The 15,961-nt window shown below is 40.2% G+C and carries 18 protein-coding genes and 1 riboswitch; of the genes, 3 read left to right on the forward strand and 15 right to left on the reverse strand.

Translation table 11 applies throughout. The features are described from left to right. Positions 1-48: 48 nt before the first annotated feature. Genes queE through queC form a run of 3 tightly spaced genes read right to left on the reverse strand, consistent with a single transcriptional unit; the run spans position 49 to position 1,916 of the window. On the reverse strand, positions 49-780 hold the full coding sequence (gene queE / locus V7108_RS07025; RefSeq protein ID WP_335567718.1) for a 7-carboxy-7-deazaguanine synthase QueE: 732 nt from the start codon (positions 778-780) through the stop codon (positions 49-51). Then, positions 777-1,256 carry a 6-carboxytetrahydropterin synthase QueD gene (gene queD, locus V7108_RS07030; protein WP_335567719.1) on the reverse strand — a complete coding sequence of 160 codons (480 nt, stop codon included), beginning with the start codon at positions 1,254-1,256 and terminating at the stop codon, positions 777-779. Before queD ends, queE begins: the two co-directional genes overlap by 4 nt. 3 nt (positions 1,257-1,259) lie before the next feature. Beyond that, positions 1,260-1,916: a 7-cyano-7-deazaguanine synthase QueC gene (gene queC, locus V7108_RS07035; RefSeq protein ID WP_335567720.1), complete on the reverse strand. Its 657-nt coding sequence runs from the start codon at positions 1,914-1,916 to the stop codon at positions 1,260-1,262. A 214-nt stretch (positions 1,917-2,130) separates the two neighbouring features. Then, positions 2,131-2,177, forward strand: a riboswitch (PreQ1 riboswitch). A 116-nt stretch (positions 2,178-2,293) separates the two neighbouring features. Here queC and queF point away from each other — a divergent pair. Both queF and V7108_RS07045 read left to right on the forward strand, forming a co-directional pair. After that, positions 2,294-2,794 carry a preQ(1) synthase gene (queF, locus tag V7108_RS07040; protein ID WP_310194520.1) on the forward strand — a complete coding sequence of 167 codons (501 nt, stop codon included), beginning with the start codon at positions 2,294-2,296 and terminating at the stop codon, positions 2,792-2,794. A 137-nt stretch (positions 2,795-2,931) separates the two neighbouring features. Next, positions 2,932-3,462, forward strand: a complete 531-nt coding sequence (locus tag V7108_RS07045; RefSeq protein WP_335511224.1) for a J domain-containing protein — start codon at positions 2,932-2,934, stop codon at positions 3,460-3,462. Between the two features lie 11 nt (positions 3,463-3,473). Here V7108_RS07045 and V7108_RS07050 read toward each other — a convergent pair whose 3' ends face one another. The 4 genes from V7108_RS07050 to V7108_RS07065 all read right to left on the reverse strand — a co-directional run bounded on the left by V7108_RS07050 (position 3,474) and on the right by V7108_RS07065 (position 6,561). Further along, positions 3,474-3,899, reverse strand: coding sequence for an OsmC family protein (locus tag V7108_RS07050; protein WP_335511222.1), 426 nt, complete (start codon positions 3,897-3,899; stop codon positions 3,474-3,476). An 89-nt stretch (positions 3,900-3,988) separates the two neighbouring features. Next, the gene (locus tag V7108_RS07055; protein ID WP_335511220.1) at positions 3,989-4,996 is read right to left on the reverse strand and encodes an aliphatic sulfonate ABC transporter substrate-binding protein; all 1,008 of its coding nucleotides are present in this window, start codon (positions 4,994-4,996) and stop codon (positions 3,989-3,991) included. A 28-nt stretch (positions 4,997-5,024) separates the two neighbouring features. Then, on the reverse strand, positions 5,025-5,786 hold the full coding sequence (locus tag V7108_RS07060) for an ABC transporter permease (RefSeq protein ID WP_335511218.1): 762 nt from the start codon (positions 5,784-5,786) through the stop codon (positions 5,025-5,027). Beyond that, positions 5,719-6,561, reverse strand: a complete 843-nt coding sequence (locus tag V7108_RS07065; protein WP_335511216.1) for an ABC transporter ATP-binding protein — start codon at positions 6,559-6,561, stop codon at positions 5,719-5,721. The genes V7108_RS07060 and V7108_RS07065 overlap by 68 nt, the downstream gene beginning before the upstream one ends. 387 nt (positions 6,562-6,948) lie before the next feature. Here V7108_RS07065 and V7108_RS07070 point away from each other — a divergent pair, with 387 nt between their 5' ends. After that, on the forward strand, positions 6,949-7,134 hold the full coding sequence (locus V7108_RS07070) for a hypothetical protein (RefSeq protein WP_335511214.1): 186 nt from the start codon (positions 6,949-6,951) through the stop codon (positions 7,132-7,134). Positions 7,135-7,210: 76 nt separating this feature from the next. Here the strand turns inward: V7108_RS07070 and V7108_RS07075 are convergent, their stop codons facing one another. From V7108_RS07075 to V7108_RS07110, 8 genes are all read right to left on the reverse strand, one after another. After that, the gene (locus tag V7108_RS07075) at positions 7,211-7,486 is read right to left on the reverse strand and encodes an aspartyl-phosphate phosphatase Spo0E family protein (protein WP_335511212.1); all 276 of its coding nucleotides are present in this window, start codon (positions 7,484-7,486) and stop codon (positions 7,211-7,213) included. 199 nt (positions 7,487-7,685) lie between these two features. Continuing rightward, the gene (gene cysI, locus V7108_RS07080; RefSeq protein ID WP_335510991.1) at positions 7,686-9,401 is read right to left on the reverse strand and encodes an assimilatory sulfite reductase (NADPH) hemoprotein subunit; all 1,716 of its coding nucleotides are present in this window, start codon (positions 9,399-9,401) and stop codon (positions 7,686-7,688) included. Between the two features lie 60 nt (positions 9,402-9,461). After that, positions 9,462-11,252: an assimilatory sulfite reductase (NADPH) flavoprotein subunit gene (locus tag V7108_RS07085; protein WP_335511020.1), complete on the reverse strand. Its 1,791-nt coding sequence runs from the start codon at positions 11,250-11,252 to the stop codon at positions 9,462-9,464. A gap of 177 nt (positions 11,253-11,429) precedes the next feature. Further along, positions 11,430-12,155, reverse strand: a complete 726-nt coding sequence (locus V7108_RS07090; protein ID WP_335510993.1) for a sirohydrochlorin chelatase — start codon at positions 12,153-12,155, stop codon at positions 11,430-11,432. 21 nt (positions 12,156-12,176) lie between these two features. After that, on the reverse strand, positions 12,177-12,953 hold the full coding sequence (gene cobA / locus V7108_RS07095) for a uroporphyrinogen-III C-methyltransferase (RefSeq protein WP_335567721.1): 777 nt from the start codon (positions 12,951-12,953) through the stop codon (positions 12,177-12,179). A 30-nt stretch (positions 12,954-12,983) separates the two neighbouring features. After that, positions 12,984-13,583 carry an adenylyl-sulfate kinase gene (cysC, locus tag V7108_RS07100; protein ID WP_335510997.1) on the reverse strand — a complete coding sequence of 200 codons (600 nt, stop codon included), beginning with the start codon at positions 13,581-13,583 and terminating at the stop codon, positions 12,984-12,986. 12 nt (positions 13,584-13,595) lie between these two features. Next, positions 13,596-14,768: a sulfate adenylyltransferase gene (sat, locus tag V7108_RS07105; protein ID WP_335510999.1), complete on the reverse strand. Its 1,173-nt coding sequence runs from the start codon at positions 14,766-14,768 to the stop codon at positions 13,596-13,598. Between the two features lie 125 nt (positions 14,769-14,893). After that, a complete protein-coding gene (locus tag V7108_RS07110; protein ID WP_335511001.1) occupies positions 14,894-15,952 on the reverse strand; it encodes an inorganic phosphate transporter in 1,059 nt (352 codons plus the stop codon). Positions 15,953-15,961 lie beyond the last annotated feature (9 nt).

Genomic DNA, 15,961 nt, shown 5'->3' on the forward strand with positions numbered 1-15,961 from the left:
ATAAGCGAGTTTTTTTCTCTCTTCATTAATGTTGTTTGGCTTATGCTATTATACACCGCGTTTATTACCCCAAAGCAGAGCATGTAATTGAGGTAATACTTTGACATTGTTAAAGTGTGGGTCAGATACGACACAATTGACCAACCACTCATATTTTAATAGAAGCTTTTGAATTAATTCTTGATTATTGCCATTCGTGATATCATCGTTGCCAACCTGCAGATAGAATGGAATACCTTCATATCTTTTATGAACCATTTTAGCGTATGCCAGATCTGCTTCATCAAAGATAACAACTTTCAAACTAACATTCTTTTCAAACTGGTTTTCATCCAAATTTTCAAAAATTGAATCTAATATTTCAAAATTCGTTTCCATCGTAGAACTTGGCGGCTTTGGAGAAATGGTGAGTTCGTCGATACTCAGAAACCAATCCTGCCATTTACTTCCCTGTGTTTCAATTCCTATTTTTATCTGCTTTTCTTTTAATAAATCAATGAATGAATCTAAGTTTTTTAATAGTGCAGGGTTCCCACCTGAAATAGTCACAAAGGAGAAATTATCTCCACCAATGCGCTTTAACTCTGCCCAGATTTCTTCGGCAGTCATTTGTCTGATATCGTCTTTGCCACTGCCATCCCATGTGAAGGCTGAATCACACCAGCTGCAGGAATAATCGCAGCCAGCGGTTCGGACAAACATCGTGACTTGGCCAATAACCATCCCCTCGCCTTGAATCGTGGGGCCAAAGATTTCTAAAACTGGAATAATCGTACTCATTCCTCCATCCACTCCCTTCTCGCCTCTGCATAGCTGGTAGGCGTCTCAAACAAGCGGACGAATTCTACTCTAGCACCAAAGAATTGATCCTGTCGGTCCTCTTTCGTTAAGGCTTCTTTCATTTTTTCATAAATCCAGACGACGATATTTTCAGCCGTAGTATTCATCGGCGGTAACGTTTCATTTAGATAACGATGATCGAGGTGAATTTCAATTTCATTTTTCCAAATTTCCTTAATATCTCCGAAATCCATCATTAAGCCTCTTTCATCCACAAAACCACTGATTCCGAAGATTACTTTATAGGTGTGGCCATGTAGGTTCTTGCATTTGCCTTCATAGCAATGGAGATGGTGGGCCGCGTCAAAGGTAAATTCTTTGCTTACTAATACACGCTTAGTATGATATTTCAACTCTTTGCGCTGAATATCTTCATTTATTTTCTGGAGTTTATCGACGATTCTAAATCCGTACATGTCTTAAAACCTCCCATTTAGAAAGTCATCGAGTCCGCGTTTTCTTAATACACATGCCGGGCATTCCCCGCAGCCGTCGGAAATTACGCCATTATAGCAGGTTAACGTTTTTTCGCGTACAAATTCAAACGCTTCTAATTCATCGGCTAAGGCCCATGTTTCTGCTTTATTTAACCACATCAGAGGAGTGTGAATCACAAAGTTATCATCCATGGATAGGTTTAAGGTAACATTAAGCGATTTGATAAAAATATCACGGCAATCTGGATAGCCGCTGAAATCTGTTTCGCACACGCCAGTCACTAAATGCTTTGCACCAACCTGACGTGCTAATACGCCGGCAAAGGTTAAGAATAAAAGGTTTCTTCCCGGAACAAACGTTGAAGGAAGTTTACCATCTTCACCGTCTTTAACTTCAATATCTGAACGTGTTAAAGCATTGGGTGCTAGCTGATTCAATAAAGACATATCTAAGATATGGTGTCTTACACCGAGTTCATAAGCTATACTTTTGGCACATTCAATCTCTAAACTATGCCGTTGATTGTAGTCGAAAGTGACAGCTTCCACCTCTTTAAATTGTTGTAATGCCCAAAATAAACAAGTAGTGCTGTCCTGCCCGCCGCTAAATACGACAATGGCTTTTTCATCTTTTAACATGTTTAAGGAAACTCCTTCCAAAATAGAAAAAGCCGTACCCCAAGATAGAAGTACCGCTTCATCTTAGTTTTTTTAACGAGGGGTGCTAGAACCTCTATTGATTTATACTGTTAGTATAATACCATAATAGAAACGAATATTGGGTATTTAATTTTTCATTTGACGTTTCTGCCAGTCTCCTTTAATATATGTAGAAGATAATACCCGTACTTGAACGGGAGAGGTTCATAGCCGATACCCTCTATAAAAAACTATGGATACATGACTCTATGCCATGTCCATACCGGACTTGGTTTTTTTGTTCTTTATCCAATTAGTAGTTATAGATTGATTGCTTGAGCTTCCTAGACCATAAATTTTGACTTGGAGGTTTCTTTATGTCAGGACGCAGCCACGAAGAAGGCTTAAAAGATTTAACACTATTAGGAAATCAAAATACTAAATACTCGTTTGAATATGCACCTGAGGTTTTGGAAGCAGTCGATAATCTTCACCCGGATCGTGATTATTTCGTGAAATTTAATTGTCCGGAGTTTACTAGTTTATGTCCGCTTACCCATCAGCCGGATTTTGCAACAATGTACATTTCATATATTCCCAATCAAAAAATTGTCGAAAGTAAATCTCTAAAACTATATTTATTTAGCTTCCGCAATCACGGTGATTTCCACGAAGATTGTGTCAATATCATCATGAACGACTTAATTAAATTGCTGGACCCACGCTATATTGAGGTTTGGGGGAAATTCACTCCACGTGGCGGTATCTCCATTGATCCTTGGTGTAACTATGGCAAACCGGGTACCAAATACGAAGAAATGGCTCATTTCCGTTTAATGAACCATGACCTGTATCCAGAAAAAGTTGATAATCGTTAATTTCCTCTCCCTTGGCTGACACGCCAAGGTTTTTTATTTGTAATGAAAATTAAATAGTCTTGTAAATGTTTGAAGGTTTTTCATATGTTACATTGAATGAGTAGTTTAGTAGACGAATGAAAGAATGAGATGATCATATGTTAAATATTAAAGAGGTAACTGAACAGCTTAGAGCTACGGGAATTACAGATAGTGAACAGGTTGTTATCCGCTGGATTCTCGATGGTAAACTTAAGGCAAGAAGGACCAAGCACCTAAACCTTGAATACTCAATTCATCCAGTCGATTTAGCTTCGTTTATTTTGGAAAAGAAAATTGAGGACAAAACAAAGAAATTCGGTGTAGATTTTCATCAATGGGAAAAAACCTTTAAGGAGAATCAAACATTCAAAGAGGAAATTGAACAATTAAAAACGTCTATTCGAATTGAACAAGCAAAGAATCGATCACTAAAAAAAATGCTTAAAGCGGAGTATACTTTATCGGACTCGCCTCCCCTTACTTTGGCCTCTCTAGTAGGTCTTGATTCAAATGAGGATCCAGAAATCATTAAGAAAGAATACAAAAAATTATTAAAAGCACTTCATCCCGACCGCGGCGGAGATGAACGACTTTTTAAAGTGTTTTATGATCATTACACAAAGATAAAGGATCCAGCAAAAAGCTGAATCCTTTTTTCTTATAAAGTTTGATCTCCCTTAATCCCATTAATCGAATAACTTGCTGCGATATTAGCACTTAATGAATGGGATACAGAACAGTATTTGTCTTTGGATAATTGGATAGCACGGACTACTTTTTCTACCGGCAGGTCCCCTTCAACTGAATAGTGGACATGAAAATCAGTAAATTTCTTTGGTTCTGTGTCTGCTCGAGTTCCCTCTATTTCCATCTTAAATCCTGTTAACTCTAAACGCATTTTTTTCAAGATCATTACAATATCGATTCCTGTACAACCGGCTAGGGAATACAGGAGCAGCTCTGTTGGTCTTGCTCCGCTATTTTGTCCGCCAATCTCTGGCGCTGCATCCATTCTTAATTCATGCCCGGATGGTGTTGTACCAGAAAAGGCCATATCCCCTTGCCATGTAATCGTTGATTTCAAACTTACCAATCCTCCCTCTATGTATTTCATCCCTTATTCTACCTTAAAAAAAGGTTTTGAACTCGTAATTGAGTCCAAAACCTTTCAAATTACTTAAGTAATGATAAGTCTATCATGCCTTTTATATCGTTGCTTGGAATATAGCCAGCCTCTTTGCTGATGTCTGCCATTTCCTGAATCACCTTTTCATTTACCTCTGTTGTTACAGCAAGACGTGAGAACGCTGCGTCTACTTCATCTTTATTTAATTCTTTCCCTGTAAGATCTTTTAAGTGCTTGATGACAATTTCTTTTGCTTCTTCTGGATTGTCTTGAATGAATTGTACTGACTTTTTGTGAGCGTCAAGATATTTCTGTGATAAGTCTTTGTTTTTCAAGAAGTCTGCTCTTGCTGCAACCACTGTATTGGTAGATTCCTTGCCCCAAGCAAATTCATCCCAATCAAGAAGCAATTTTCCGTTTGCTTGGTTTTCAATTACATAACCCCATGGTTCCTGTGTTGCTGCTGCGTCTACTTGCTTTTGGATAAATAAAGAAGCTGTATCAGCTGGTGCTGCAGCAAATAAATCTACTGTACCACCACTCGTCTTCGCTTTTAAGTTAGCCTCTTTTAACGCTTTTCGCAGCATAACATCCTGCGTGCTTCCAATAACCGGGATGGCTACTTTTTTACCATCTAAATCTTCAAGCTTTTCTATGCCGCTGTGTTCAGCAGCAACTAGGACAGCTCCACCATTCACAGCACCAGAAATAAGGTGATATTCCTTATTTTTCACATAAAAGTTAAGCAATGGACCTGGTCCAACTGTACCAACATCAATCGCTTTTGTAGCCATTGCTTCCATAAATAATCCGCCATTCGCTACGGTTTTGGTTTCAATCTCTACATCTTTCCCAAAGGCTTCTTCAAAATAACCTTGTTCAAGTGCTACAATCGTTGCGATATGCGTTAGATTTGGAAAATAACCAATCTTAACGGTCTTTACCTCTCCTCCATTACCTTTTCCTTCATCTTCTTTCGAGGATTGGGCACAACCGCTTAGCAGTCCAATAAATAAAACTGTGACTAATAGATAAAGCATAGATTTTTTAAACATTTTTTTCTCCCCTGGCTTTATAATTTTTTTAAGCTCTTTTTCGAATACCCCATTTTACTTCTACATTCCGTTCAAGCCTTGAAAAAACGACATTATCGACAATTGTACCGATAATCGCAATGATAATCATGACCGAAATAACTAAATCCATTTGACCGAGTGAACGACCCATTTCAAGCAGCTGGCCAAGTCCGCCGCCGCCGCCAAGAAGTTCTCCGGCCATTAAAGCACGCCATGAGAATGCCCAGGCAATCCGCAGCCCTGAAATTATTTGCGGAATGGATGCTGGAAGGATTACAGTCCGAAGGAAATGAAAACCACTTGAACCATAAACCTTGGCAACTCGCTGATAAAGCTGAGGTACATTCTTGAATCCGCTTGTTGCGTTAACTGTCATGGTCCACGTTGCACCGATTGTAACAATAAAAAGAATCGAAAAATCATTTAAACCAAACCAAATGATAGCTAGTGGGAACCATACAATACTTGGAATCGATTGAAGAGCCGTTACCACAAAACCAAGTGTATCTTCGACCAGTTTATAGCGCCAGATAAAGTACCCTAATATCAACCCGACAACAATTGCAATCGTAAATCCGAGGAGGATACGCCCCATACTTATACCTATAGCCAGCGTAATTTGACCACTTATTAAGCCATTAAAAAGTGTGTCGAGTACTTGCGTCAGGCTTGGGAACATAAAATCTGGAAGGCTGGAAAATCTAGATGTGACTTCCCATATCACCGCTATCGCCGCGATGAAGATGATCCGTCTTAAAGCTGTAGTCATCACCCATTTCCTCCTTCAGCACTTTTTCAATTTCTTCCTGTAATATGGATAAAATTCTTTGTTCCGTATTCACTGTCACACTATCCGGTGTAACTCCGTCCTTCATCGTTGGTACCGAAATGATTTCTTTAATTCGACCTGGCCGGGTTGCAAAAACAACGACTTCCTCGGATAAAAGAACTGCCTCTCTTATATTGTGAGTGATAAAGAAGATCGTAACTTTTGTCTTCCGCCAAATATCAAGCAGCTCTTTATGAAGCACCATTCTTGTCTGCTCATCAAGCGCCGAGAACGGCTCGTCCATTAACAGGATGTCAGGCTCCATTACTAAGGCTCTTGCAATGGAAACCCTCTGTTTCATTCCCCCTGACAACTCATGTGGATAGGAATTTACGTATCGGCTGAGGTGAACCATTTTTAGAACATCAAGCGCTTTTCTCTTTGCCTCTTCTTTTGGCATCTTCTTTAGATTGAGTCCGTAGGTTACATTTTCTAAAACAGTCAGCCATGGAAATAAACCTGCTTCTTGAAAAACTACTACTCTTTCAGGCCCTGGTTTTGTAACCGCGTTACCATCAACAGTGATTTCTCCGCGATCGGCTTTATCAAGTCCCGCTACTAGGTAGAGTAATGTAGATTTTCCACAGCCTGATGGTCCAACAATCGAAACAAAGCTGCCTTTTTTAACCTTTAAATTTATTCCATCAAGAACTTTCACGTTTTCTTTTCTATCATTAATAAAGCTTTTCTCAATTCCATCAATGGTTAAATACAACTAAATTCACCTCTTTTTAATTCCAAGTAAAACTATTGGTTTTATTATATTATAAACAAAACGGAAGTCAACAATTATTCTATCATTCTGTTAAATTTTCTTTTATCTTCTAATATTTCCCCATTTGTGAGGTTAAATGAGTAATAGAAAAAGTGCTGATTCCTCCTTTAGAATCATCACTTTCTAATATTTTTCTACATATGACCATCCATAGTATTAAATTCCCGTCGTTATTTGCAAAAACATTACTATTTGTTAAAGAAACTGGAGATTTGTGTAGATAAGTTTTTTACATTGTTAGCAGGAGAAACTAGCCTTTTTCTAAAATTATTAAAGTAGATGAAATATTCGTCTAGCTCGTTAATAAGTTGAAAGGTGGTCATTGCCATGAGCCAGGATATTACCCTACAACAAATTGCAGAAGGTGTACCGAAGACACTATTGTATGCATCTGATAGAGACATTGAAGGATTCCAAAAAATCATCGAAGAAACCATAAAATTAAGAGAAGCACATAGAAACTTGCAAAAAATGGTTAAAAACTTTTCAACCACGGCGATTCAGCGTACGTAATAGGCAAGAAAAAAAAGACCCATCTATATCAGATGGATGGGTCTAAATCTATCTTTATTGGAATACACTTATAAGGTTAAAAGAATTTATTTCCCTTGTAAGGTTGTAAAAATTTGTAAGGTAATGCCGTCCATTTTATCAAATGCTGAATATAAGCGACAAAACCTTCTAGTAATAAGGGCGGCTGTGACGTTCCTTGGTTGCTTGTTAACCTTCTATAATCATTAAGCAGTTCATCTAGTTCCTGACTGCATAAAACCGTTTCTTCGCATGATAGTCCTTTTGACATTCCAATTTTAATCATTTCGTTCCTTTTTTCATTAATTGCCATTTCTAACTCTACTTTATTCATAACAAAAACACACCTCTAAATCAGTAATAATTATCTAGATGTTTTCATTTAATTGTCATGAATTGAATTATAGCATTTATTTACTACTATTTTATTGTTTCGATAAAACAAGTTAAAAAGTGACAAAACTAGACGAAGTTTAAAATTTCTGAATTTTTATAAAACAAAAAGGAGACAAAATTTCTGTCTCCTTTTTGTTTTAAGCATGGAAGTTTGTGCCATCTGTTGTAGCTTGGACAATGCCAGCTCGAATAACAAAATCACCAAAGTGCTCGTTTTCGTCACGTTCCTTTGCATAACGGGATAGAATGACTTTTAGTTCGCGTAAAATTTCTTCTTCACCGATATTTTCACGGTACATTTTACTTAAGCGGCTGCCATCATGAGCGGCTCCTAAGTACATATTGTATTTGCCTATTGCCTTCCCGATAAAGCCAATTTCTCCTAGCGCATGACGGGCACAGCCGTTCGGGCACCCTGTCATACGAATGGTTATTTCTTTATCTCGAAGACCGTTTTCATCAACAATATTTTCGATTTTGTCGATTAGACGCGGCAAATAACGTTCTGCTTCAGCCATTGCTAAACCGCAAGTCGGCAGAGCAACACAGGCAATCGAGCTTCGTCGGAGAGCTGAAATATGCTGGCCATCCGTTAAGCCATATTGTTCAATTAATTCACTAATTTTCTTCTTTTTCTGGGCTGATACATTGGCAATGATTATATTCTGGTTAGAAGTCAAACGGATATCACCTGTATGTATCTTGGCAATTTCCCTTAAGCCTGTCTTCAACTTATAATCATCAAAATCTGCCACACGTCCACCTTCAACAAACAGTGTTAAGTGCCATTTTCCATCAATGCCCTTCACCCAGCCATAACGATCGCCGTTGTTGTCAAAATGATAAGTCTTAGCTTCATCAAGACTCCAGCCCAGGCGCTCTTCTAGCTCTTCCTTTACTGTTTCGAGCCCTAAGCGGTCAACGGTGTATTTGAATCGAGCGTTTTTACGCTCGGAGCGGTTTCCATAATCGCGTTGGATGGTAATAACCTTTTCAGCCACATCATAGATTTGTTCTGGTTTAACAAAGCCGATCACCTTAGCAAGCTGCGGATAAGTCTCTTTGTCTCCATGAGTCATACCCATTCCGCCGCCAATTGCAACGTTAAAGCCGGTAAGCTTTCCATCTTCGACAATCGCAATTAAACCGAGATCTTGTGAGAAAACGTCAATATCATTAGATGGCGGTACAGCTATACCGATCTTAAATTTACGCGGCAGATAAAGCGGTCCGTACATTGGTTCTTCTTCTACTTCCGGTGTTCCAGCCACTTTTTCTTCATCCAACCATATTTCATGGTAAGCTCTTGTGCGCGGTAAAAGGTCATTACTCAATTTTTTCGACCATTCGTATACTTCTGCGTGAACCTCAGACTGATATGGATTCGAAGCACACATTACATTACGGTTTACATCTCCGCAAGCTGCAATTGTGTCTAGAAGAGCTGCATGAATTTCCTGGATCGTGCTTTTCATATTCCATTTCAAAATGCCGTGCATTTGGAATGTTTCACGTGTAGTTAATTTTAACGTCCCATTGCCATATTTTTCTGCTAAGTCATCCATGACAAGCCACTGTTCCGGAGTAGCCACACCACCTGGCATACGAACACGGAGCATAAACTGGTAAGCAGGCTCTAACTTTTGCTTTTGTCTCTCATTTCGGAGATCACGGTCATCCTGTAAGTAGCTGCCATGGTGTTTCATTAGGCGGTTATCATCATCTGGAATTCCTGCACTGATTCGGTCAAGCATAACTTCTTTTAGTGTTCCGCGTAAATAATTACTCTCACTTTTAATACGCTCTACATCGCTTGGCGCGCCGTCCGGTGCCTTTAATTTTTGCTTCACCATTTATGAATAAACTCCTTCCACTACTGTATCAATAGTGCTTTTTTCTCTAACTTTGTTGTATCAATATACATCGCGCTGGTAACGTTTTTGCTGCTGCAAATCAGCTAAATAGGCTTCCGCGTCTTCACGACTCTTGCCGCCTTCTGTTTCGATAATTTGAATAAGTGTCTGATGAACGTCATTTGCCATGTTTTTCTCGTCACCGCAGATGTATATATGAGCACCTTCTTGTAACCATTGGAATAATTCCCTGCTTTGCTCTAACATCCGGTGTTGTACATAGACTTTTTCAGCTGTGTCGCGTGAAAAAGCAACATCCATCTTTGTTAGTACCCCATCTTTAAGCCACTTTTGCCATTCTGTTTGATACAAGAAATCTGTGACAAAATGCTGATCACCAAAGAACATCCATGACTTGCCCTCTGCACCTAATTCCTCCCGCTCTTGCATAAAGGAACGGAATGGCGCCACCCCTGTTCCTGGTCCCACCATAATAATCGGGGTATCAGGACTCTCTGGAAGCTTAAAGTTTTCGTTTTGCTGAATGTATACCGGAACACTATCTCCTGCTTGTAAACGTTCTGCGGTAAAAATAGAGCAGACACCTTTTCGATCACGGCCATTCGCATGATAACGAACCGCACCGATTGTTAAATGGACTTCCTCCGGATTCGCAGATAAGCTGCTAGCTATCGAATATAATCGGGCTGGCATTTTTCTAAGAATCGAAACAAATTCTTGAGGAGAACTATTCCAAGGACCAAATTCACGAACCACATCGAGTAAATCGTGCCCTTCAAGGTAAACTTTTACTTTTTCACTGTTATTTACAAGCTCCTCTAAGTCGTTATTTGAGGTAAGCTTAGCAGCTTTTTCTAGCAGCGGTTTTGTTAATGTCGTAATTTCATAATAAGTAACGAATGCTTCTCTTAATGAACGAACGTCGCCTTGTTTATTAATCGTTACGCTCTCTTCTCCGTTCCATTTTAATTCCTCAAGAAGAAGGTCAACTAGGATTGGGTCATTTTCTGGATAGATTCCTAGACTATCACCAGGTTGATATGTTAACCCCGAACCTTCAAGTGTTAGCTCAAGATGTCTTGTCTCTTTATTGGAACCTCGGCCATTTAGATTGAGATTTTCAAGAACTTCTGCTCTAAACGGATTGGTTCTTGAATACGTTGACTCTACTGTTTGAGTAGCAGCTACTTGAGTTAGTGCAGAATTTCCGCCCTTCGTTTCACCTAGGCTGCTAATCACTCCTTGCAGCCATTCAGCAGCTGGTTCATCGTAATCTAGGTCACAATCAAAGCGTGGATATAATCGTGTACCTCCTAGTTCCTCTAAGCGAGCGTCAAATTGTTTTCCTGTTTGACAGAAAAATTCATAAGAGCTATCGCCAAGTGATAGGACAGAAAAATTAAGTTCATCAAGCTTCGGAGCACGTTTACCATGAACAAATTCATGGAAGGTAAGAGCATTATCCGGTGGATCTCCTTCTCCGTGTGTACTGACGATAATTAATAGATTTTTAACTTTCTTAATATTATTTGGCTTAAAATCGCTCATAACAGAAACGGTTACCTGGAACCCTTTCCCTTCAAGCGTCTTAGCTGCCTTTTTAGCAAGTCCCTGCGCATTGCCTGTCTGTGAACCATAAAGAATGGTCACTTCTTTTGAAGCTGTTCCCTGCTGGTCCGGTGCTCCTAGAACTGGAGCTAATGGGGAAGCCGCACCGGCGAGGAACCCACTTAACCAAACTTTTTGCGATTCAGTAAAAGTAGGTAAAAGACGATTTAGGAGTTCCGCCTGCTCCTGATTAAACGGACTGTTTATTACCTGAAGTTGCAACATTATCCACCTCACTATGGAATTTAAACCTATCTTACAGTATTTTTAGAGGCTGTTCTATTAAAAATTGGTCTTTTATGTGACAAGTCCTCTATTTACATGTTCATGGGTAATTATTAATTTTTTATAGTTATCTAAATATTTTTATATACCAGCCTTTTGGTTACACCGGTTGTTCTACTCATCCAGTGCGCGCTCAATAACAATATCCTCAATTACCCGGTGCATACTTAGTGGAGCCGTACACAGGATCCTTTGACCATCTTTTTGACGGGAACGAACAATTTTGTTTAGTTCTCCAAGAAGGAGTCCGGTAAACAACATATATGGAACGACAATTACTCTGCCGGCCGCTCCTTCAGTAATCGTCTCAAACCCCTCACTTACCCTTGGTTCTGTTGCAGCAAAATAACAAACAGAGACCTTTTCAGCTCCGAGCCGTTCTCCTATTCCACTTGTAATCCTTCTGAAATTTACATGGATATCTGGATCACTGCTTCCCACACCAACGATTAACAACCGATCCTCAGGAAATACCGTTCCTGCAGAATCCTTTATTAATTCTGCAACAGCATCCAAAATAACTTCCTGAACACCGAATGGATTCTTTATTTTGACCGGAATAGTAGGATATTTGGCCACCAAGCGTGATAAGGCTTCCGGAATATCCCGTTTATAATGCCCCGCTGCCAAAAGAAACAGTGGAACAACGTCTATTTCTGTTGCACCCTGTTCTACACACAATTGAAAGCCTTCTTCAATCAGCGGCTCTGTCAATTCAAGGAAACTGAGTTCCTGAATGGGTACATCAATTTGTGCCTTAACCTTATCAATAAAGGCTCTAATTTCGACCGCACCTTTTTTAGAGCGTGTACCGTGGCCGATATAAAGAATTGCTTTCATACAATGTGCTCCCTTCCACTGTTACCGGTTCGCTACTGGTATATTTGGTACAATTTCTTCCTGGAACCAATTCAATTTTTTGTGTAACGTGACGACCTCACCAATGACAATCATGCTTGGATTGGTAATCTGTTCTCTTGCCACCACATCTTCAATGCTCTCAAGCGTTCCAACAACCACCCGCTGGTCGCTTAATGTTCCCCAATGAATGAGAGCAATCGGAGTTTGTGGAGATTTTCCGTTTACGATTAATTGCTTGGTAATCGTCGATAGATGAGATACTCCCATATATACGCAAATCGTATCTACACTCTTTGCCAAATGGGCCCATTGATGTTCCGCTTCGACATCACCAGCTTGGTGACCAGTTATAAAGGCGAAGCTTTTGCTTAAAGACCGGTGGGTAACAGGGATACCTGCATATGCGGAGGCGGCGATTCCGGCGGTAATGCCTGGTACGATTTCAAACGGGACATTATGCCTTTTACATTCCTCTGCCTCTTCCCCGCCACGTCCAAAAACAAAAGGATCTCCTCCTTTTAACCTGACAACCTGATATCCCCTTTTGGCATATTTCACTAAGAAATGATTAATGGTCTCCTGCTTCATTGTATGATAATGTGGAAGCTTGCCGCAATAGACAAGTTGTGCTCCTTCCTTCGCATTCTCCAAAAGTTCAGGATTTACCAGCCGATCATAAAGGATGACATCAGCTTGCTTGAGGCAGCGCAACCCTTTTACTGTGATTAAATCTGGATCTCCTGGACCCGCACCTACTAAATAAACCTTGCCAACCATTGATCAACCATCCTTTCTTACAAACTCAAATTAGAGAATATGCTTATCTTGAAGGTAATTTAAAATTTGATTTACTGCTTCTTCTACTGTTAATAGGTCAGAGCGAACAGTGACTTCGGGATGCTCAGGTGCTTCATATGGGGAATCAATCCCCGTGAAATCTTTTATTTCCCCACGGCGCGCCTTGGCATAAAGCTGCTTTGGATCACGCTTTTCACACTCTTCAATTGGACAGTCAACAAAAACTTCAATGAACTCATCTGCCTCAAAAATCGCACGAACCTGCTCTCTGTCGGAACGGAAAGGAGAGATGAAAGCTGTTGTGACAACTGCACCGCTATCGACAAATAATTTGGCTACTTCGCCTATTCTTCTAATATTCTCAGTCCTGTCATGGTCAGAAAAACCAAGATCCTTATTTAGTCCATGACGGATATTATCGCCATCAAGTACATATTCATTTATACCCTGACGGTACAAGGCACTTGATACTGCGTTGGCAATTGTCGATTTACCAGAACCAGAAAGTCCAGTAAACCAGAGGACACAGCTTCCATGTCCATTTTGAGCATGACGGTCAGATTTGGTAACCGTACTATTATGCCAAGTGATATTCGTTGCTTTCGTCATTGTTTCTCCTCCTTAAACCGTCGCCTTTTCTTCTTTCATGCCTTCAATCAGGACCTCGACCACCTCTTTACGGCTGAAAGTGGCTGGTGGCAGTTCACCTGCACGAAGCAATTCTCTTACTTTTGTTCCAGATAGAATTACTCGGTCTTCGCTCTTATGCGGGCAAGTTTTATCGGAAGCCATACCTTCACATTTCGTGCAATAGAAGCTATGTTCAAAGAATAACGGCTTAATCCCAAGCTCCCCTTCAGAGAATTCACTAAAAATTAACTGAGCATCGTAGGTACCGTAATAATTACCTACACCTGCATGGTCACGGCCAACAATAAAATGCGTGCAGCCAAAATTCTTACGGGCAATCGCATGGAATATCGCTTCTCTTGGTCCTGCATATCTCATTGCAGCTGGGTAAACACCTAACTGTACACGTTCTCTAGGGTAGTAGTTTTCTAGCAGAACACGGTAGCTTTTCAACCGAACGTCCGCTGGAATGTCGTCAGACTTTGTTTCTCCTACAAGCGGGTTGACGAACAGCCCATCCACTGTTTCCAGCGCAGCTTTTTGGATGTACTCATGGGCACGGTGAATAGGGTTTCTTGTTTGGAAGCCAACAACCGTTTTCCAGCCTTTTTCTTCAAATAAGGCACGTGTTTCCTTCGGCTCAAACCAAACATCGCCAAAGATTCCTTTTTCCGGCTTTTTCACTAACACTACATTACCAGCCACATAAACTGGTCCTCTTTCATACAAACGCTTAACTCCCGGATGTGCAGTTTCAAGGGTTTTATAAACCTCAACAGCTTCTTTGTCTAAATTCGGTTCATACCATTCTGAAACAGTAATAACTCCATAAACCTCATTGTTAAATACAAGTTTGATTTTCTCTCCAATTTCAAGTGTTGCTGCTGTTTCATGGGAAACAGGAAGCGTAACAGGAATAGACCAAATCGTATTGTCTGCAAGACGCATATTTTCTACTACATTTTCATAGTCTGCCTTCCCCAGAAAACCGGTTAGTGGACTAAATAACCCAACACCGATTAACTCTAGGTCACTTAAGGCAATCGCGTCGATTTCTAGTTCTTTCACAATAGTTGTTACATCATAGTTGGGATCATATGCTTGGATTAGTTTACCTCCATGAGGTGTTGGTAAAAATGACAACAGAATCATACCTTTCTTCATTAAATTTGCTTTTTTTTGATTCATAATCCTATAAGTAGAGATTTATATCATCGATAAACACAAATTAATAAGATGAAATAGTGCTCATCGAGGAAAACAAAAGTTTTTGTAGCAAAACCCTCAAACTACTTTTCCGTTACTTCTACAACTGGCTGATTCGACCTTTTCATCAAAGACAACACCCCAAAGACGGAGATTAGAACCCCTGACATCGCAACAATTGGATAGAAGTTATGTTCAATCAGCAATTGGATAAGTGTGTAGGATAGCACCATGGATAAAACAGGTGACACAATCCAAACAGTAAGAAGCTGAACCACTATACCCTTTTTTAAGACAGACTTACCATGCTTGGCAAATCCAATGCCGATAATCGATGATGTCGTGATTTGAGTGAGTGGTACAGGTATGCCGAAAACAGAGGCAACAGTAACGATCGCTGCACCTGTTCCAGAAATGACACAGCCTTCTTCCAGACGGAGCGTGGTGATTTTCTTTCCATTCGTTTCAAGAACACGATGTCCCAAAAGAACTGCACCAGCGGCAACAAAGAGTCCGCCCCAGAAAATACCAGAACTTGTCGACATGATATCAGCACCGACTAACGGTCCAACCGCATTGGCCACATTGTTCATTCCTGCTGAAAAAGCTTCAAATAACCCCATACAAACCACAAGGACAGAAAGGACAGGAATGGCTTTCGGTGCTTCCATCCACCGTTTGAGCGTTTTATTTTTTAATAGATTCGCAGCCAAGATAGCAATCACGAATGCCGCAAAAGGAGTAAGCAGCCAAAAAATCATGATCCATGCAAGGTTACTAACAAATACGGATTGATATACAATCCCGGCCCCTACAACAGATCCTACTGCTACTTCACTGGTTGAAAGGGGTATCCCAAATATATTCGCTAAGAATAACGATAGTGCAGCGGAAGCTAAAACGATAAGTGCGATTGGTACGGTAAAAGTGCTGTTTGGAACAATTCCGCTTCCAATGGTTTTGACCACTTCCCCGCCGCCAAGCCAAGCACCAAAGAAAACGGTAACTCCGCACAGTAAGAGTGCCAGCCTCTTTTTGACGACTCCTGCTCCGTAAGAAATTCCCATCGAAGCCGCTGCACCACTAGCACCAATATTAATGGCAAAAAATAATCCAATTATCACCGCAATAATTGTGAGCAAACTACAAGC

This window comes from Neobacillus vireti (assembly GCF_036962345.1).
Classification (GTDB): Bacteria; Bacillota; Bacilli; order Bacillales; family Cytobacillaceae; genus Neobacillus; species Neobacillus vireti_A.